Origin of the sequence: Trinickia caryophylli (genome assembly GCF_034424545.1) — a bacterium.
GTDB lineage: Bacteria > Pseudomonadota > Gammaproteobacteria > Burkholderiales > Burkholderiaceae > Trinickia > Trinickia caryophylli.
On record NZ_CP139971.1, the window covers coordinates 1,878,402 to 1,896,663 of the forward strand.

23 protein-coding genes are annotated in these 18,262 nt (G+C 68.1%); 17 read left to right on the forward strand and 6 right to left on the reverse strand.

Annotated features, from left to right (window positions below; translation table 11 throughout):
• Positions 1-32: 32 nt before the first annotated feature.
• A complete protein-coding gene (locus tag U0034_RS27445; protein ID WP_085227547.1) occupies positions 33-1,262 on the reverse strand; it encodes an IscS subfamily cysteine desulfurase in 1,230 nt (409 codons plus the stop codon).
• A gap of 294 nt (positions 1,263-1,556) precedes the next feature.
• On the opposite strand from U0034_RS27445, the gene nifA reads away from it, so the two are divergent.
• From nifA to U0034_RS27530, 17 genes are all read left to right on the forward strand, one after another.
• Positions 1,557-3,251, forward strand: a complete 1,695-nt coding sequence (gene nifA / locus U0034_RS27450; protein WP_085227546.1) for a nif-specific transcriptional activator NifA — start codon at positions 1,557-1,559, stop codon at positions 3,249-3,251.
• 271 nt (positions 3,252-3,522) lie between these two features.
• The gene (nifB, locus tag U0034_RS27455; RefSeq protein WP_085227545.1) at positions 3,523-5,118 is read left to right on the forward strand and encodes a nitrogenase cofactor biosynthesis protein NifB; all 1,596 of its coding nucleotides are present in this window, start codon (positions 3,523-3,525) and stop codon (positions 5,116-5,118) included.
• Between the two features lie 70 nt (positions 5,119-5,188).
• Entirely contained in the window at positions 5,189-5,383 is a 195-nt protein-coding gene (locus U0034_RS27460) for a 4Fe-4S binding protein (RefSeq protein WP_085227544.1), read from the forward strand.
• Between the two features lie 71 nt (positions 5,384-5,454).
• Positions 5,455-5,859 carry a HesB/IscA family protein gene (locus U0034_RS27465; protein WP_085227696.1) on the forward strand — a complete coding sequence of 135 codons (405 nt, stop codon included), beginning with the start codon at positions 5,455-5,457 and terminating at the stop codon, positions 5,857-5,859.
• A 314-nt stretch (positions 5,860-6,173) separates the two neighbouring features.
• Complete coding sequence (locus U0034_RS27470) at positions 6,174-6,458, forward strand: hypothetical protein (protein WP_233211995.1); 285 nt, start codon at positions 6,174-6,176, stop codon at positions 6,456-6,458.
• Positions 6,455-7,279 carry a 4Fe4S-binding leucine-rich repeat protein gene (locus tag U0034_RS27475; protein WP_085227543.1) on the forward strand — a complete coding sequence of 275 codons (825 nt, stop codon included), beginning with the start codon at positions 6,455-6,457 and terminating at the stop codon, positions 7,277-7,279. Before U0034_RS27470 ends, U0034_RS27475 begins: the two co-directional genes overlap by 4 nt.
• Positions 7,272-7,634, forward strand: coding sequence for a nitrogen fixation protein NifZ (locus tag U0034_RS27480; RefSeq protein ID WP_085227542.1), 363 nt, complete (start codon positions 7,272-7,274; stop codon positions 7,632-7,634). The genes U0034_RS27475 and U0034_RS27480 overlap by 8 nt, the downstream gene beginning before the upstream one ends.
• Before the next feature lie 5 nt (positions 7,635-7,639).
• On the forward strand, positions 7,640-7,918 hold the full coding sequence (locus U0034_RS27485; RefSeq protein WP_085227541.1) for a nitrogen fixation protein NifZ: 279 nt from the start codon (positions 7,640-7,642) through the stop codon (positions 7,916-7,918).
• Positions 7,915-8,274: a DUF3024 domain-containing protein gene (locus U0034_RS27490; RefSeq protein ID WP_085227540.1), complete on the forward strand. Its 360-nt coding sequence runs from the start codon at positions 7,915-7,917 to the stop codon at positions 8,272-8,274. The genes U0034_RS27485 and U0034_RS27490 overlap by 4 nt, the downstream gene beginning before the upstream one ends.
• Before the next feature lie 25 nt (positions 8,275-8,299).
• Positions 8,300-9,454, forward strand: coding sequence for a cysteine desulfurase family protein (locus tag U0034_RS27495; protein WP_085227695.1), 1,155 nt, complete (start codon positions 8,300-8,302; stop codon positions 9,452-9,454).
• Between the two features lie 25 nt (positions 9,455-9,479).
• Complete coding sequence (nifT, locus tag U0034_RS27500) at positions 9,480-9,698, forward strand: putative nitrogen fixation protein NifT (RefSeq protein ID WP_085227539.1); 219 nt, start codon at positions 9,480-9,482, stop codon at positions 9,696-9,698.
• A 1-nt stretch (position 9,699) separates the two neighbouring features.
• Positions 9,700-9,978: a hypothetical protein gene (locus U0034_RS27505; protein WP_085227538.1), complete on the forward strand. Its 279-nt coding sequence runs from the start codon at positions 9,700-9,702 to the stop codon at positions 9,976-9,978.
• Complete coding sequence (locus U0034_RS27510; RefSeq protein WP_085227537.1) at positions 9,968-11,131, forward strand: DegT/DnrJ/EryC1/StrS family aminotransferase; 1,164 nt, start codon at positions 9,968-9,970, stop codon at positions 11,129-11,131. The genes U0034_RS27505 and U0034_RS27510 overlap by 11 nt, the downstream gene beginning before the upstream one ends.
• Before the next feature lie 12 nt (positions 11,132-11,143).
• Positions 11,144-11,989: an SIR2 family NAD-dependent protein deacylase gene (locus U0034_RS27515; RefSeq protein WP_085227536.1), complete on the forward strand. Its 846-nt coding sequence runs from the start codon at positions 11,144-11,146 to the stop codon at positions 11,987-11,989.
• 121 nt (positions 11,990-12,110) lie between these two features.
• The gene (locus U0034_RS27520) at positions 12,111-12,407 is read left to right on the forward strand and encodes a 2Fe-2S iron-sulfur cluster-binding protein (protein ID WP_085227535.1); all 297 of its coding nucleotides are present in this window, start codon (positions 12,111-12,113) and stop codon (positions 12,405-12,407) included.
• Between the two features lie 13 nt (positions 12,408-12,420).
• On the forward strand, positions 12,421-14,040 hold the full coding sequence (locus tag U0034_RS27525; RefSeq protein WP_085227534.1) for a flavin monoamine oxidase family protein: 1,620 nt from the start codon (positions 12,421-12,423) through the stop codon (positions 14,038-14,040).
• Positions 14,037-14,411, forward strand: coding sequence for a hypothetical protein (locus U0034_RS27530; RefSeq protein WP_085227533.1), 375 nt, complete (start codon positions 14,037-14,039; stop codon positions 14,409-14,411). The genes U0034_RS27525 and U0034_RS27530 overlap by 4 nt, the downstream gene beginning before the upstream one ends.
• A gap of 52 nt (positions 14,412-14,463) precedes the next feature.
• On the opposite strand, the gene U0034_RS27535 is transcribed toward U0034_RS27530, so the two are convergent.
• Genes U0034_RS27535 through U0034_RS27555 form a run of 5 tightly spaced genes read right to left on the reverse strand, consistent with a single transcriptional unit; the run spans position 14,464 to position 18,254 of the window.
• Entirely contained in the window at positions 14,464-14,700 is a 237-nt protein-coding gene (locus U0034_RS27535; protein ID WP_085227532.1) for an FmdB family zinc ribbon protein, read from the reverse strand.
• 15 nt (positions 14,701-14,715) lie between these two features.
• A complete protein-coding gene (locus U0034_RS27540; RefSeq protein ID WP_085227531.1) occupies positions 14,716-15,147 on the reverse strand; it encodes a thioredoxin domain-containing protein in 432 nt (143 codons plus the stop codon).
• 10 nt (positions 15,148-15,157) lie between these two features.
• Positions 15,158-15,928, reverse strand: coding sequence for an ankyrin repeat domain-containing protein (locus tag U0034_RS27545; RefSeq protein ID WP_085227530.1), 771 nt, complete (start codon positions 15,926-15,928; stop codon positions 15,158-15,160).
• A complete protein-coding gene (locus U0034_RS27550; protein ID WP_085227529.1) occupies positions 15,925-17,604 on the reverse strand; it encodes a nitroreductase family protein in 1,680 nt (559 codons plus the stop codon). The genes U0034_RS27545 and U0034_RS27550 overlap by 4 nt, the downstream gene beginning before the upstream one ends.
• On the reverse strand, positions 17,601-18,254 hold the full coding sequence (locus U0034_RS27555) for an ankyrin repeat domain-containing protein (protein WP_386092489.1): 654 nt from the start codon (positions 18,252-18,254) through the stop codon (positions 17,601-17,603). Before U0034_RS27555 ends, U0034_RS27550 begins: the two co-directional genes overlap by 4 nt.
• Positions 18,255-18,262 lie beyond the last annotated feature (8 nt).

Consider the following 18,262-nt stretch of genomic DNA (forward strand, 5'->3'; position numbering starts at 1 on the left):
CCGCATGGTTGAGATGTGGGGGAAGGGCGCGCTCAGTGCGCGGCCCACTGGATCGACGCCAGATCGATGCCTTCGCGCGCCAGGTCCCAGAGCGGGCTCATCGAGCGCAAACGTGCGACGACGTCGGTCAGCCGTGCGATCGCCAGATCGATCTCGGCTTCGGTCGTGAAGCGGCCGAGCGAGAAGCGGATCGAGCTGTGAGCGAGTTCGTCCGGGCGGCCCATCGCGCGCAGCACGTAACTCGGCTCGAGGCTCGCCGACGTGCACGCGGAGCCCGACGACACGGCGATGTCCTTCACGCCCATCAGCAGCGACTCGCCTTCGACGTAATGGAAACTGACGTTCAGGTACTGCGGCGCGCTGTGCGCGAGGTCGGTGTTCAGCCCGACCGCTTCGATTTTCGACAGGCCGGCCCAGAGCCGTTCGCGCAGCGCCTGGATGCGCGCGTTGTCTTGCTGCATGTGTTCGCGTGCGAGCCAGAACGCATGGCCCATGCCGACGATCTGATGGGTCGGCAGCGTGCCCGAACGCATCCCGCGCTCGTGGCCGCCGCCGTGCATCTGGCTCGCGAGCCGCACGCGCGGCTTGCGGCGCACGTACAGTGCGCCGATTCCCTTGGGGCCGTACACCTTGTGTGCGGAGAAGGACATCAGGTCGACGGGCAGCGCGTCGAGATCGATCTGCACCTTGCCGGCCGCCTGCGCGGCATCGACATGCAGCAGCACGCCGCGCGCGCGGCACAGGGCGCCGAGTGCCGCGATGTCCTGCACGACGCCCGTTTCGTTGTTAACGTACATGACCGACGCGAGCAAGGTGCCGGGCACGAGCGCGGCTTCGAATTCGGCGTGATCGACGAGGCCGTTTTCCCGAACTGGCAGCACGACGGCTTCGAAGCCCTGCCGTTCGAGCTCGCGGACCGTGTCGAGCACCGCCTTGTGCTCGGTCGCGACCGTCACGATCCGGCGCCCGCGCGCCTGATGGAACTGTGCGACGCCCTTGAGTGCGAGGTTGTTCGATTCCGTCGCGCCGGATGTCCAGATGATTTCGCGCGGATCCGCGTTGACGAGGCTCGCGACCTGCTCGCGTGCGAGCTCGACTGCTTCCTCTGCCGCCCAGCCGTATGCATGCGAGCGGCTCGCGGGGTTGCCATAGAGTTGCGTCAGGTACGGCAGCATGCGATGCGCGACCCGCGGATCGACCGGCGTGGTGGCCGCGTAGTCGAGATAGACCGGCTGCTCCCGAAGGGGTAGGGCGTCGTGCATCGCGATCTCCTGGACGTCAATTTTGACGGCGCAGCCGGTGCAAGCTCCGTGCCATGTTTTTTTTCGCCTGATAACGTGGTGTTTGCGTTACGTCAGCATGAGGTCGGCGTCTCGCCCGTTGTTGTCTTTGTCGGAAGCGGTCAGCGGAATCGGGGCGGTCTTGTTAGCTTTGTCGGCTTTGTCGAGACGTCCCTGCCGAGCATGTCAGAACCTGGGCGACACCGGCGTGAATATTGCTTGGATAGAGAGTCATCGTGCCGGCTAATGCGGTGAGCCATCGCGGGAGCGAAAGCCATGCCGAATTCCCCTACCATTGAAAGTCGTCGTGATCTTGACGTCGTCTATGAAGTCGGCAAGACGCTGATATCGTCGCTGGACGTCGGTCGAACCTTCGACACGACGCTGCGTTACCTCGCCTACACGCTCGACTGGCGCTCCGCGTTCATCGTCGTGACCGGCTCGGACGGCAGTCTGGGCGGCCTGTGCAGTACCGGGCTGTCGGATGACTGGCGGCAGCGCGTGCGTTTTCTGCCTGGCGAGGGCATCGTCGGGCGCATCTTCACGAGCGGGTCGCCGGCGATCGTGCCGGAAGTGCGCGACGAGCCGCTATTCCTCGACCGGACGGGCGGCGCCGGTACGCCGGAAGAGGGGCCGGTCGCGCTGCTCGGCATGCCGATCCGGCATGAGCAGCGCACGCTCGGCGTGCTTGTCGCGTTCTGCAGGAATGCTGACGGCAAGCGCGTGTTCGCGAGAGATCTGTATGTGCTGAAAATCGTCGCGACGCTGATGGGGCAGGCGCTGCTGCTTCATCGCAGCGTCAGCTCCGCGCACGACCGGCTGCAAAACGAGGTGCGGCGGATGCAGAAGGCGATCCGGCCTGTGCAGCAGCTCGACGAGGTGGTCGGCGTGTCGGCGCCGATGCAGGAGGTGTTCTCGCAGGTCCAGCAGGTTGCGCCGGCGCGCACGACGGTGCTGTTGCGCGGCGAGAGCGGCACCGGTAAGGAGGTGATCGCCCGCGCGATTCACCGGCTCTCGCAGCGCAAGGACGATGTGTTCATTTCGGTGAACTGCGCGGCGCTGACCGAGACGCTCCTCGAAAGCGAGCTGTTCGGCCATGAGAAGGGCGCGTTCACGGGTGCACAAGGGCAGCGCAAGGGGCGCTTCGAAATGGCGCACGGCGGCACGCTTTTCCTCGACGAGGTAGGCGACATCTCGCCGTCGTTCCAGGCGAAACTGCTGCGCGTGCTGCAGGAGCGCGAATTCGAGCGGGTCGGCGGCACCACGCCGGTGAAGGTCGACGTGAGATTGATTCTCGCTACCAATCGCAATCTTGAACGCATGGTGAAGGACGGCGAGTTTCGCGCCGATCTTTATTACCGGATCAACGTCGTCAGCATTCAGTTGCCGCCGCTGCGCGAGCGGCGCGATGACATACCGGCGATGGCGCAGCATTTTCTCGAACGCTTCAACCGCGACAACAACCGGTCGCTGCGCTTCAGCGACGACGCGATGCGCGTGCTGACGAGCTGTTACTGGCCGGGCAACGTGCGGGAGCTGGAGAATTGCGTGGAGCGTACCGCGACGATGACGCACGACAACGTGATCGACCGCCTCGCATTCCTCTGCCAGGAGGACCGCTGTCTGACGAAGGTGCTGCATCACCTCGAGCGGGAGGACGCGGTGCGTCCTTCGCGGCTCTCGGATATCCCCGTCTACGAAGTGCCGGCGTCGCATTCGGGCGGCGGCTGCACGAACGCGCTGCATGATCAAGAATCGGACGCGCATGCCGGCGGCGACCTGCACGACACGTACGAGTCGTTTGGCGGCGGCACCGACGAGGGCAAGCCGGACGGCGAGCGCGATCGGCTGATCTGGGCGATGGAGCGCTGCGGCTGGGTGCAGGCGAAGGCCGCGCGCCTCCTGAACATCACACCGCGGCAGATCGGCTACGCGCTGCACAAGTACGGCATCGAAGTGCGGCGTTTCTGAACGAATAGCGCGGCTCTCGCACGCGCGCGCAGGCAAGGCGCGCGTTTCGCTTTACCTCCTCTTCTCCGGTTGTCGCCCGCGCCCCGCACGCATTGTGCGCTTTGTCGCAACCTCGACAGCCGACACCGGGCGTTGTCGCTTCACAGGCCCGACGTCTCCGACAATCCGCACACCCACCTCCGCGAGAGGCAGAGCCGGCGCGGGTTCGCGCGCGTGGCACGGATCTGGCTTTGTGGGTCTAACGGCGACCCTGTCGGATCTGGAGAGATTCATGCAAAGTCAAGAGAACGTGAGCATGCCCCCGGCAACGGCCTATATCGGCATCGGGCAAATAAAACCACTTGGCGCGTCGACCGACGTGCCGGCCACGGGTGGCGGTTGCGGCACGCACGGCGGCGATGGTAAGGCGAGCTGCGGCACGTCGGGCGGCCCCGACGACATGCCCGCCGAGGTCTGGGAGAAGGTCAAGAACCATCCGTGCTATTCGGAAGAAGCGCATCACCACTATGCGCGGATGCACGTCGCCGTCGCGCCGGCCTGCAACATCCAGTGCAACTACTGCAATCGCAAATACGACTGCTCGAACGAATCGCGCCCCGGCGTCGTGTCTCAGAAGCTGACGCCTGAGCAGGCGGTGAAGAAGGTCGTCGCGGTCGCGAGCGAGATTCCGCAGATGACGGTGCTCGGCGTTGCCGGCCCCGGCGACTCCCTCGCGAATCCGAAGAAGACGTTCGATACGTTCCGGATGCTGCAGGAGCAGGCGCCCGACATCAAGCTGTGCCTGTCGACGAACGGACTCGCGCTGCCCGAGCTCGTCGACGAAATCTGCAAGTACAACATCGATCACGTGACGATCACGATCAACATGGTCGATCCGGCGGTCGGCGAACAGATTTATCCGTGGATCTTCTGGAATCACAAGCGCGTGACGGGCTACGAAGCGGCGAAGATTCTGCACGAGCAGCAGATGAAGGGCCTCGAGATGCTGACCGCGCGCGGCGTGCTGACCAAGATCAATTCGGTGCTGATCCCGGGCATCAACGACGAGCATCTGATCGAGGTGAATCGCGAAGTGAAAAAGCGCGGCGCGTTCCTGCACAACATCATGCCGCTCATTTCGGAAGCCGAGCACGGTACCTACTTCGGTCTGAACGGCCAGCGCGGCCCGACCGCGCAGGAACTGAAGGCCGTGCAGGACGCGTGCATGGGCGGCGCGAACCTGATGCGCCATTGCCGGCAGTGCCGCGCGGATGCGGTCGGCCTGCTCGGCGAGGACCGCAGCGAGGAGTTCACGCTCGACAAGATCGAGCAGATGGAAGTCGTCTACGACCTCGATCGCCGTCGCGAATACCAGAACCGCGTCGAGGCGGAGCGAAACGCGCAGCATGTGGCGAAGCAGGAAGCGCTGGCCGCGTCGATGGCGCTCGACGTTGCCGACGACCTGAAGGTGCTCGTTGCCGTCGCGACCAAGGGTGGCGGCCGCGTGAACGAGCACTTCGGCCACGTGACCGAGTTCCAGATCTTCGAGGTGTCGGCGGCCGAGGCGCTGTTCGTCGGTCATCGCCGTGTCGATCTGTATTGCCAGGGCGGCTTTGGCGACGACGAGCAGTTGCCGTCCGTCGTGCGCGCAATCAACGACTGCCACGCGGTGCTCGTCGCGAAGATCGGTGCGTGCCCGCGTGATGAGCTGTCGCAGGCCGGCATCGAACCGGTCGACGGGTACGCCGGCGAGTTCATCGAGAAGGCGGCGCTGGCCTGGTTCGGCGATTACCGCAGCCGTATCGCGTCCGGTGCGATCGTACATGCCGACCGGGGTGACGCGGCAATCCGTCAGGGCGCGTTCACCGGCGGCGCCGCGGCGGCGTGAGCCTCGCCGGACGGCGCCGTGCCTGACGGGGCGGCGCCGATCAGATATCAACCCCACAAGGAGCATCAAGATGGCCCTGAAGATTATCGCTTCGACCTGCACCGGCTGTTCCGCGTGCGAGCCGGAGTGTCCGAACGTCGCGATCAGCGAGAAGGGCGGCGTGTTCGTCATCGACCCGAAGAAGTGCACCGAATGCGAAGGGCATTTCGACGCGCCGCAGTGCGTTGCCGTGTGTCCGGTCGACGGCTGCATCGTCCAGGCCTGAGCGCGGATCAGCATCGCATTCAGCCGCACGAACTAAGCGTGCGGTTCAATTACAAGGAGGGAATCGGGATCATGCTGCCTAATGTGACCATCACCAGCGCGGCCGACAAGTTCATGCGCCGCATCGTCCGCTTCTCGGGGCTGCCCGCCGGCGCGGGCTTTCGTCTTGTCGTCAGCGCGGGAGGCTGCTCGGGCTACAACGCGGAGTTCAGCGCCGAGGCGGCCCCCGGGCCCGAAGAGCAGGTGCTGGAGGTCGACGGCTTGCGCCTGTTCCTGGCGGCGGAGAGCCGCATCCTCCTCGACGGCGTGACGATCGATTTCATCGACACGCCGACGCAGTCGGGCCTCTCGTTCACCAACCCGAACCACGCGCCGTGTGCGTGCAGCAGCGCCGAGCCGGCCACGCCCGGTGTCGCGAAGATCGGCATCGATGCGATCGGGCGCGGCCGGCCGCCGCAGCTGTCGCGCCCTTCGTGACGGATCGGAGCCGGCCATGTTCGCCGAATCCAGCGCGCTCGACGACGCCCTTGCCGACTTTGGCAGTTCGGCGCTGGGCGCCGGCTTGCCGAACGACGTCGCCGCGTGGATCGAGGCGGCCGGCCGGCTGCGGGATCGCCCCGACGACGCGCGCGCGCTGCTTGAACGCGCACGCGCCGCGGCGCCCACGCATCCGGCGCCGCTGATCGCGCTGTACCGCTTTCATTTCTACGGTCATCGGCTCGCGCAGGCGCGCCGTCGGCGAAGCGGCGCGCGCGGTCGCGCGCTCGGCCCTCGGCCCGCGTTTCGGGGACGTGCCGCCGGGCAGCGACGCGGTTCGCGACGACGTGGCGGTGCGCATCTATCTGTTCGTGCTGAAGGGGCTCGCGTATCTGAATCTGCGGCTCGGCGACGCGGACGCCGCGCGCGTGCAGCTGAACGAACTGCGGCACCTCGATCCGGACGACCAGATCGGCGGCGCGTTACTGATGCACGTGCTGATGCGTCACGAGCGGAGCACGGATCTCGCCGACGAAGACGAACTGCAGCGCGCGCATCCGGCGCGCGGCTGGGGGGAGCAGGCGGAGGTGAGGCGATGAGCCGGCCCGGTGCGGCGCGCTCGCCCGTATGCGACATTCCTGCGCTGCATTGGCAGGGCGGGCCGATCGACTGCATGAGCTGCCCGTACGTGCATCTGCGCGCGACGGGGGAGAGCGACGGCTGCGAGCCGGGTCATGCGTGCATGCAGGATGCCTACGCGCGCCGCATCGACCGGTTCTTCCACTGGTACCCGGCACTGGGCAATGAGCAGCTTGCGCATCCGTATTTCGAGGTGCGTGCGATCGCGGCGCGCCATGCCGACGTGTTCCGGCTGCCGGCGCTGATCGACGATCCTGACGAGACGGTGCGTCTGCAGATCGCGTTGCGTTTGCCGCAAGCCTATTTGTCCCGGCTCGTCGACGATCCGCATCGAGAGGTGCGGATCCGGGTCGCGCAGCGCCTCGAACCGGCCGCGCTCGCCAGCATGCGGAACGACCCGGACTACGGTGTGCGCGAATGGGTCGCGCGACGCCTGGTCGCCGCGCTGCTGCCGGTGATGATGCACGACGCGGATCGCTGCGTACGGATGCGCGTCGCCGAGCGGATCGACATGCCCGCGCTGCTGCGGATGGCCGACGACGCCGACGCCGAGGTACGCCGGCTCGTCGCCGGGCGGCTGCCGCCGGCGCTGCTCGATCGCATGCTTGCCGACACGGATTGGCGTGTGCGCTGGGAGGTTGCGCGCCGCGCGCCGCCCGGGATCGCCGTGCTGCTGCTCGACGACGCGGACGACGAAGTGCGCGCGCTCGCCGGCCAGCGGCTGCGATCGAGCGATCCGTCGCAACCGCTTGAACTCGATAGAGGAGCCGACCATGGGTGACATCAACCGCGACGACGACGTGATCGAGGTCTCTTTTCCGCCGCGCTTTTCGTTCGGCGAACGGGTGATCGCGCGCTCGGTGATCCGCAACGACGGGACGTACACGGGCAAGGATATCGGCGATGTGCTCGTCAACAAGGGCGACATCGGCTACGTGACGAGCATCAACACGTTTCTTCAGCAGTTCTACATCTACGCGGTCGATTTCGTCGAGACCGGGCATCGGGTCGGCATGCGGGCGAAGGAGCTGTGCACGCTCGACAACCTGCCCGACGACGTGCTCGACAAGCTCGGCAAGCGTGCGGACCGGCTCGGCGCGCTCGGCCGCGGCGACGAACAGGAGGCGGCATCGTGAGCACGATGGAGCCGATGCGGGAACCCGAGTACGCGTGGGGCATGCGCGTGGTCGCGCTGGACGATCTGTTCAACGACGGCAGCTATCCGGACCACGAGCCGGGAGAACGGCTCGTCGACGCCGGTGCGCTCGGCGAGATCGTCAATGTCGGGCAGATCGTCGAGACGGGCGAGCCGGTCTACCTGGTCGAGTTCGGCCGGCAGGTGATCGGCTGCACCGAGGACGAGATCGCACCCGCGCCGGCCGGACTGCTCCCGGAGCATGACGAGGAGGCGGCGCGATGATCGCGTGCAAGCAGCCGGAATCGGCCGCTTGCGCAGCCGGCTCGGTCGTCGTCGACCTTACGCTGCGCAGGATCGAGTGGGCGTTGCGCGAGCGCGTGAGATACCGCTACGTCAGCCCGCGCGTGCTGCCCGACGGCGACGGCTTCCGGATCGAAAGCCCGTGCTGCTCGCGCAACGTGGATCCGAAGGGCGGCGTGATCGATATCGCGCGGCTCGTGTGCGGCGCGGCGGGCCTCTGGTCCTTGTACGCACGCGATCACGATGCGGGCCGGTGGACCTGGTGGCAGGAAAGTCCGGATCTCGACGCGTTGCTCGACACGCTGTGCGTCGATGCCGATCGCGTGTTCTGGCGATGACGCGCGTGCGGCGAAGGAGCCCCCGATGATCTATCTCGATCACAACGCCACGACCCCGCCCGCACCAGCGGCCGTCGAAGCGATGCTCGCCGTGATGACCGACGTGTGGGCGAATGCGTCGTCGCAGCATTCGGTCGGTCAGCAGGCGAAACGTGCGCTGGCTGCCGCGCGCGCCACGATCGCGGCAGCGCTCGGCTGCAAGCCGAAGGAACTGATCTTCACGAGCGGCGCGACCGAGGCGAACCATCTCGCCGTGCTCGGCCTGTCCGCGCAGGCGGCGGGACGGCCGCGTCTCGTGTTCGGCGCGGTCGAGCATGCGGCGCATCTGAAGCTTGCGCGCTCGCTCGCCGCGCAGGGCCATCCGGTCGATTTCATCGCGGTGCGCGCCGACGGCACGCTCGATCTCGACGATGCGGCCCGCGTGATCGGCCCCGACGTCGCGCTCGTATCGGTGATGGCCGCGAACAACGAGACCGGTGTGCTGATGCCTGTCGCCGAACTGCGCGCGCTCGCGCATGCGGCAGGCGCGCGCCTGCACGTCGATGCGACGCAGTTCGTCGGCAAGCAGCCGTTCGATTTTTCGGCGCTCGGCGCCGACGCCGTGTCGCTGTCGGCGCACAAGCTGCGCGGCCCGAAGGGGATCGGCGCGCTGATCGTGCGCGACGGTGTGCCGATTGCGGCGCAGTTTCTCGGCAGCCAGGAACGGCATCGCCGCGGCGGCACCGAGAACCTGCCGGCGATCGCAGGCTTTGCCGCCGCGCTCGACCGGTTGCCCGACGCCGCGGTCGAAGCCGCGCGCGTCGGCGCGCTGCGCGACGCGCTGGAGGAGGGGCTGCGCCGCGCGCTGCCCGACGTGCACGTGTACGGCGCGAGCGCGCCGCGCCTGGCGGGGACGAGCTACCTGCGCATCGGCCGGCTGGAAGCCGAGACCGTGTTGCAGCGCTGCGAGCAGATCGGCGTGTCCGCGTCGTCCGGCTCGGCATGCTCGTCAGGCGGCAGCGAGCCGTCGCACGTGCTGACCGCGATGGGCGTCGCGCCCGACGAGGCGTTGTGCGCGGTTCGTTTCTCGCTCGGCGCGGACACGACGGCGCGCGATGTCGACTACCTGCTCGCCGCGTTGCCGCCGCTGCTGCTGCCGCTGCTGGCGGAATCGGCGGAATCGGCCGAACCAACGATGTGAACCTGGAAATTATCGGAGCCTGACCGTGAAAGTGATGATCCGCAAAGACAGCAAAGGGGCGCTGAGCGCCTACGTGCCGAAGAAGGATCTCGAGGAGCCGATCGTGTCGATGGCTCGGCCAGAAATGTGGGGCGGGCTCGTCACGCTTGCGAACGGCTGGCAGCTCGAGCTGCCCGAGATGGATGCCGGCACGACGCTGCCCGTGACGGTCGAGGCGCGGCGGATCGCGGCCGCGGAGGAATGATATGGCACTGACCGCCGAACAGGTCCAGGCCGTGGCCGAGGTGATCGGCTCGGCGTCGACGCTGCACGACGCGGCGCATCGTTGGCGCGAGCGTTATCCCGACGTGCGGACGATGCAGCTGAGTGCGGCTGACATGTGCGGCGAGACGCCGGCGTTGCGCGTCGGCGCGCGCGCCGTCTACTTCGTGCGGACGGCCGGTATGTGCCTGTCGATCACGCCACACGCGGACGAAGCGAACGCGCTGATCCTGACCGAGGACGGGGGGCTGTATGGAGCTTGACGAGATTGCGCTCGCCGAACCGGCATGCGGCGGGCAGGAAATCGAGCTGGTGACGGCGGTGCTGCAATCGGCGCGCTGGACCGACGGGCCGATGCGCGAATCGTTCGAGCGCGCATTCGCGGGCTGGGCGGGCCGCGCGCATGCGATCGCGGTCGCGAGCGGCACGCTCGGCGCATGGATTACGTTGCGCGCGCTCGGCATTGGCCCCGGCGACGAGGTGATCTGCGCATCGCACACCTGGCATCAGGTCGCGCAGGCGATCACGATCGCGGGTGCGACGCCGGTGTTCGCGGACATCGATTACTGGAGCGGCTGCCTGAGCGTCGACAAGGCGGCGCTGAAGACCGGCCCGCGCACGCGGGCGATCCTCGCGGGCAACACGAACGGCCATCCGGCCGCATGGGGGCCGCTGCGCGAACTGGCCGACGCGCATAGGCTCGTGCTCATCGAGGACAGCACGGAGGCGCTCGGCTCGCGCTACCGGGGCCGCACCGTGGGCGCGTTCGGCGACGTCGCGATCTTCGACTTCTCCGAACCGTCCGCGCTGTGCGCCGGCGAGGGCGGCATGCTCGTCACCGACGACGACACGCTCGCGCACGAACTGCGCTATCTGCGTGCGCGGCGCGTTGCGGATCGCGGCTCGGTGTCGGTCGGCTCGCGCGTGCCGCTGCAGGCCGGCATGAGCGAGTTGACGGCGGCGCTCGGCCTCGCGCAGCTCGCGAGCCTCGACGAACGTCTGGAGCGGCGTAAGCAGGTCGAGGCCTGGTACCACGAACAGATGCAGTCGTTCGAAGGCATCAAGCCGCCGTACATCGCCGAGAACATCGACGAAGTTCACTGGATGCTGTACGTCGTGCATCTCGGCAAGCGCTTCACGCAAAGCGCGCGCGCGCAGATGATCGACGATATGAAGTCGTGCGGGATCGAGACTGCCGCATACAGCCATCCGCTGCACGAGCAGTTCCACTACATGCAGGCGGGCGAATCGATCGGCCGCAAGCGCGGTGTGCTGCCGGACACCGAGCGCATTGGCGACCGCGCGCTCGCGCTGCCGCTGCACACGCAGCTCGACGCCGACCACGTCAAATTCATCGTCAAGACCCTGAAGGACACCGCGACGAACGTCGGCGCGGGCGCCGCGATCTATTTGTGAGGATTCCCTTTCATGAGCGCTTCGGTTGAAGTCGAACATATCGCCCGCCAGATCGACGCGGGCAGCGTCATTCCGTATCTCGGCCCGGGCCTGCTCGCGCTGTGCGACGACGTGCGCGTGCCGGCCACACCGGAAGCGCTCGCCGCGATCATGACGGCGAAGGTCAGTGTGCCGCACAAGATCCGCCACCGGCTCACGCAGGCCGCGCAGTTCATCGAGAACTTCAAGCATCGCAAGTCGGTCGTCGGCCTGATGGACGACGCGTTCGCGACGTCGCCGGCGCCGTCGGCGCTGCATCTCGCGCTTGCTGCGAGCGGCGCGGGACTTTACGTCGACACGTGGTACGACGACACGTTCGCGACGGCGCTCGCGCGCATGCGGCCGAACGGCTGGGCGCAGGTGCAGGGGCTGTCGCAGTCCCAGCATTTCGGCCAGTGGTTCGGCGGCTACGATGCGCACGGCGCGCCGTTGCCCGAGGTGCCGAGCGCCGGCGCGCTGCTCTACAAGCCGATCGGCTCGCATGCGCCCGCCTCGAACTACCTCGTATCCGACAGCGATTACGTCGAAGTGCTGACCGAAATCGACATCCAGACGCCGATCCCGCCCGCGGTGCAGGCATGGCGCAGCGGCCGCAGCTTCCTGTTCGTCGGCTGCCGGTTCGACGACCAGCTCACGCGGGCCTTCGCGCGCCAGATCATGAAGCGTTCGTCCGAAACGCATTGGGCGATCCTGCCCAACGAGCCGACGCGGATGGAGGCGCGTTTTCTCGACGAGCAGTGCATCGAGCGGATTGCGATGCCGCTCGACGTGTTCGCAGCGGAACTGACGAGCACGTTGCGTCCCGCGTTGGCCGCCTGACGGCCGGCTGCGCGACACCCGCAGGCGCGGCAGGCGTGGCCCGAGCGCGTCGCCGCGCGTGGTTTTTCGTTGTTTGTTTTCTCGGTTTTCTTTGGTTTTAACGTCCCCTGAGCACTTCATCATGACCAAACTGACTGTTGTTCCTTCCGGCAAAACCTACGATGTTGCCGCGGGCGCCACGCTATTGCAGGCGCTGCTCGGCACGGGCGAGTCGATCGCGCACAAGTGCGACGGCAAGGCCGAATGCGGATCGTGCCACCTGTTCGTCCAAGAGGGCCGTAAGAGCCTTTCCAAAATCCAGCGTTCCGAGAACGAGAAGCTCGACACGATCGTCGGCGTCGGCTCGAAGTCGCGCCTCGCGTGTCAGGCGGTGCTCGGCGAGGAGCCCGTCACCGTCGAGCTGTTGAGCTTCGTATAAGGCTAAGGCCGTCATGACGCCCCTCGAGGATGCGGTCGTCGACGTGGCGATCGTCGGCGCGGGACTATGCGGTCTCGCGCTCGCTCGCACGCTGGCGGCGCGCGGCGTGCCGTTCGCACTCGTCGACGCGCGCGAGCGGCTCGGCGGGCGGATGCTGAGCCGTCGTTGCGAAACGAGCGGGCAGATGCTCGATCTCGGCCCGACGTGGTTCTGGCCCGATACGGAACCACGCATCGCGGCGCTCGTCGCCGAGCTGGGGCTTTCGAGCGTCGCGCAGCACGATCCCGGCGACGCGCTATGGCTGACCGACCCGAACCGCGAGCCCGAACGGCGCGACGAGCCGGGTGGGGTGCATGCGGGCGCGCGGCGCATTGCCGGCGGCATCGCGCACCTCGTGGATGCACTGGCGGCCGGATTACCCGCCGATTGCGTGATGCTGGGCAGTGCGCTGCGCGTCGTTCGCGATCGCGGCGCGTGGATCGAGCTGCGCTTCGACGCCGCAGCCGGTTCGCGCGTGCTGCGTGCGCGGAAGATCGTGCTTGCGCTGCCGCCGCGCCTCGTGCGCGAACGGCTCGTGTTCGATCCTCCGCTGCCGGACGGGTTGGCCGGCGCGCTCGAGGCTACGCCGACCTGGATGGCCGCGGAGGCGAAGGCGCTGACGACGTACGCTACGCCGTTCTGGCGCACGGCGGGGCATTCGGGCAACGCGTTCGTCCGGCATCCGCAAGCGGCGCTCGGCGAAGTGTTCGACGCGAGCGACCCGGACATGAGCGCGGGTGCGCTTGGCGGCTTCGTCGCACTTGACGCGGCGCAGCGCGTGCAGTTTGCGAAAGGGATGACGCTGCTCGTCGAGAGCCAGCTTGCACAGCTCTACGGCCGCGACGCGCAGGACGGTACATTGCATCTATTCGACTGGGCGGCCGAGCCGTGGACCTGCAGCGACGCCGATTGGGCCGAGCGGGGTGCGGCACCGCAGGCCGATCCGGCGCTGCGGCGCACATGGTGGTCCGGCCGGCTCCATTTCGGCGGCAGCGAGACGGCGGCGCATGGCGCCGGCCACATGGAAGGCGCACTGGAAGCGGCGGCGCGCATCGCCCGTTTGCTCGCGCCGCCGGTGCAGGACAAGGGTGGCGCGAACATCGAGCCTGCGACGCGGGAAGACGCGCTGGCCCGTTTCAAGCAGGTCGCAGCGGTGTGCCGGGCCGATGCGCCGGAGCATTACCGCAGGCACGTGACACGACTGTTGTCGGGCCAGCGCGTCGAACAACTGACGCAGCATGCGTTGCTCGCGACGGTCGAGCAGGTCTACAGCCACGCGCTCGTCGCGCTCGATGCGCTGCTGCCATCGTTGTGCGCGGTGGACGCGGGGGCGCCCGAGGCCGGCCGGCATCCGCTGACGCGCGTGCTGCTCGCGGCGTTCGACGGCTGGAACCGCGAATTGATCGATGCGGCGCTGGCGTTCAACGGCACGTCGTGTGCGCTGTCGAACTTTCCGGACGAGCATCGGCCCGACGAAGCATTGCAGCGCGCGATCGCGGCCGATCTCGCCGCGGCCTGGCGCGAGTTCGCGCTCGAGCTGAATGCGCGCCTGCTGGAATCCGATGCGCATGTCCACGGCGGAGCGCCGGCATGAGCGACGGCGTGAGGATCGACACGAGCGCGCGGCTCGCGATCATCGAGGGCGCGGGCCTGGCCGTGGCCACGATCGTCGAGGGGCTGGAACGCGAGGAATTGCTGCGCTCGCGGCTCACGCGTGCCGAGGTGACGGATCAGTTGCGGCGGATCGCCAATGCGGCGGCCGGCCTCGCGCCGGCAATGCGCGACGCGATGCGCGAAATCGATTGGGACGGATGGCGGCTGATGTGCGAACGGCTCGCGCTCGCGCCGTCCGATGCGCTCGACGAAGCGCTCTGGTTCGGCTGCGAGTCGCTGGTGCCGGCCACGCTGCTGTGGTTGCGCGTGCATCGGCAAAGCCATGGTGCGCTGTTCCGGATGACGGATTGACGGCAGTGACCGGATTGACCGATTGATGACGGCGGGCCGGCCGGATCGCTCCTTATTTCAGCAGCTTTGTGCGCTCGGCCGCCGAGAAATTACTCATATGTCCTTCCCGCGCCGCCTGCCGGCGGGCGGCCGCGACAATCGCCTTGCTGCGCCCCGGCGGTGCGGGCGCGCTGACCTGTTTCTCGAGCGAGGTGCTGCCGCAGTGCGGGCAGACCGCGGTCGCGCCCGAGCGCACGAGCGCTTCGAAATGCTGGCTGCAGTCGCGGCATACGTAGTCGTGGAGCGGCATCGTCTGGGTCTCCGTTCAGGCAGCCGTAGCGGCGCAGCCGTCCATCGCGGCAGCGCAGCCTTCCATCGGGCCGGATATGCCTGCCGTAGTCTGCGCGTCGAGCCCGATCCAAGCATGCACGCGATCGATGTCGAAGCCGACCATCCGCGCGCCGTCGGCCTCCATCAGCGGGCGGCGGATCAGCAGTGGCTCGGCGAGCAGCCGCGCCAGCGCATCGTGGGCGGTGAGCAACTCGGGAATGAGCCGCCCCGACTTGACGGCCGGCGCCGCGCGATTGAACCATTCGGACACCGGCAGCGGTTCGAGGAACGCAAACAGCGCCTTCGGCGTCCACGCCCAGCGCAGCAGGTTGCGCACCTCGAGCGTGTGGCCGGCCGCCGCGAGCAGCGCTTTTTGCTTCGCGTTGCCGCCGCAGCCGGGTTTCTCATAGAACGTGACATGGGTCATCGACCATCTCCTATGCGCATCGGCGCAGCAATTGAAGGCACTCCGGCGTCGCGGCCATGTCGAGCGCGGTGAAATCGTCCTGCGAACGGATCGAGGGTGACGCGCCGAGCGCGAGCAGCGTGCGTACGACGTCGGCCTTGCCCGACGACGCGGCATACATCAGGCATGTCGCGCCCGTGAAGTTCATATGGTCGAGCGGCACGCCGGCTTTCGCGAGCGTTTCGATTCCGCGCGGCTCGCCATGCACGCAGGCGAGCCACAGCGCGTTGTTGCCGTCCGCGTTCGTCGCATCGAGCGGCACACCATGCGCGAGCAGCACATCGACGATGTCGTGCCTGCCGCGCCATGCGGCGACCATCAACGGCGTGTTGTCGTGCGCGCCGCGCGCGTTCGGGCCCGCGAATCCCGTGCTCGCGAGCCACGCGGCGAGGGCAGGCTCGATCGGCCGGCCGGACGGATTCGCCTCGGCGACGCTGGCAGCCCATGCGGCATGGCCGCCGATCAGGTCGCATACCTCGGTGAAGCCGAAGTCGGCGAACATGCGCGCCCAGGTCTGGCTTGCGTTGCCGTGATAGCAGTAGATGAGGATCGGACGGTTGCGTGGCGTGCGCAGCAGCAACGCGTCCTGGTTGTCGCGCGACAGCCGCACTGCATCCGGCCAGCCAGTGCGTGCATGGCTGTCGGCGTCACGCACGTCGAGCACGAGTGCGTCCGGATGGTGTAGCCGCCATCCTCCGAGCTCGTTGACCGTGACGCGACGAAAGACGCGCTGACCTTTCATTGGGGACGCTCCTCGCGGGCCGGGCCGTAGGGCGGCTCGCTGACGATGCGTGGATCGGCGAGCGGCAGACCGACGCTGAAGTGATAGAGGACTTGCCAGCCGGGCTCCGGCGATGCATCCAGCCCGAGGAGCGCATGAACCGGATCGTCGAAGTAACAGCCAATGCCGGTGCCGCGCAGGCCGGCCGCCTCGGCCTCCATGTAGAGCACTTGGCCGATGTGTCCCGCTTCGCGCAGCAGCGCGCGGTATTGGTGCGGCTCGCGATCGACGTGCGGCCGGTACGCGCCGACGAGCGCGACGACGAACATCGCGTCCGCGCCGATTGCCTGGTGGCAGCTCAACGTACGCAACGTGCCCGCGAGCGCCGGGTTGACCGCAAGGCAATAGAGCGGCAGATCCGGCGGTGCCGCGTGCACGGGCTCGAGCGGGAGCGATGCGAAGGCCGCCTGCAGCGCCGTACGGGTGCTGGGATCGCGCAGCAGCAGGTACGCGCCGGGCTCGAGGCCGTCGACGCGATGCGCGAACAACACCGGATGCACGCGGGCCGGCGAGCATGCGATATCCCATGGCACGGGTGCCGGCCCGGCGTCGGTGCCCGGCAGCAATGCCTCGACGATCGGCCAGAACCGTTTTGCGTCGAGGCGCGCACGACGGTCGAAATGCTGCGCGCTGCGTCGCGCGCGGATGAGCGTCGACGCGCGTGCGTTGGTGTCGGGTAAGCGCCGCCGGCCACCGGCGGGAGGCAGCTGCGCCACGGCCACGTTGGGCGCGGTGCGGCGCGACGCATGCGCGACGGCGTCGATCACGGGCCAGCGATACATCGGATGGGCGTCTAACCGGTTTGCGCGGCCGTGCCACGCGGCGCTCGACATCCATGCAAGCGGATCGTCGTCGTACGACGGGCCAGCATCGTCATGCAGCAATTCGAACAGCGCTTCCGGTTCCTCGCGCTCCGCATCGCCGAAATCGCCGGCGCGGTCGAGGCCGAGACACGCGGAGATCGCATGATGGCCCGGCGCGACCTCGCGGATGCGCCAGCCGAGCACGGCTGCCGCGTAGCGCAGCGCACCCAACGCATGCCCGATGTCGAGCTGGCAGTAGCGGAACGCGCGCTCGCCGTATTTCCACGCTTCGCGCCAGTGAATCGAGCTGAAGCCGACAATCAGGCGCGTGCGTGCCGAGGGCGGGCACGCACGGGGGGCGGACGGTGCAGCGCGCCGCTCGAGCGCGTGTGCTTGCGGCGCGTAATGGTAGAGACCGTCGTCGAGATCCACGACACCGTGCGCGAGCAGATACACCTCGGTCGGATGAAGATTGCCGCTCGACGGATTGCAGCGCAGCGCCCAGCGGTCCGGACCGGATCGTTTCCATGCCGACAACGCGAACGACAGCTCGAACAACAAGCCGATGCTGTCGACGCAGGCGGGCCGCCGGGCGACGGCGCCCGGCGTAAACAGGCTGTCCCAGCGGGTCGTGTCGGTGTCGGCGGGAAGCGGCAATGACGTGACCGGCGCGCCGGCGAAGCGCCGGAACGGTGCGGGCTGCGCGTCCCAGTCGAGCGTCTCCGGTCCGGCCGCATAGCGCTCGAACCGATGCTTGGTCCGCTCGTGGTAGGCGAGCACGACCGACGCGGCATCGGCCTCGGCGCAAGCCGCCGGGACGGCGAACTTGCTCATGCGGGTTCGTCCAGAAGGCGAGCGGCCGCTTCGGGTGCTGGCCGGGCCGGCTCGCCGGCGATGCGGGCCGCGGCCCTGCGCGCAGGCGAGCCGGCACCCCGGGTGCCGAGACGGCGCGCCGCGCGCAGTAATTGCAGCCCGCGGTCGGCGGCCATGTCGAGCGCGCTGCGGCCGTCCGGCGCGACCAGCGTTTCGCTCGCGCCGTGCGCGAGCAGCAACTGCATCACTTCCATCTGCCCGCTTGCAGCGGCCTGCATCAGGCACGTGATGTCCTCGTCGTTCGTATGATCGACGTCGATGCCGGCGTCGATCAGGCGCAGAATCGGAGCCGGCGTGCCGCCGACGCATGCATGCCAGAGCGCGTCGTTGCCCGCGTCATCGCACGCGTCGAGCCGTGCGCCCGCGACGAGCAGCGCATCGACCACGCCGTCCTCGCCCTGCAGCGCGGCCAGCATCAGCGGCGTCAGCCCCTCTGCGGCGCGCGAGTGCAGATCGGGAAAGTCGTGCCATGCGAGCCACGTGGCGAGCGCGGCCGGCATGGTGTCGTGCCGCACGTCGTCGTGTGGTGTCGCGTGTTCGGCTACGTGTTCGACTGCGCGACGGACGCCACCGGTTCGCGCGGCGGAAACAGAGAGAATGGGCAGGGGCATGTTCGTGC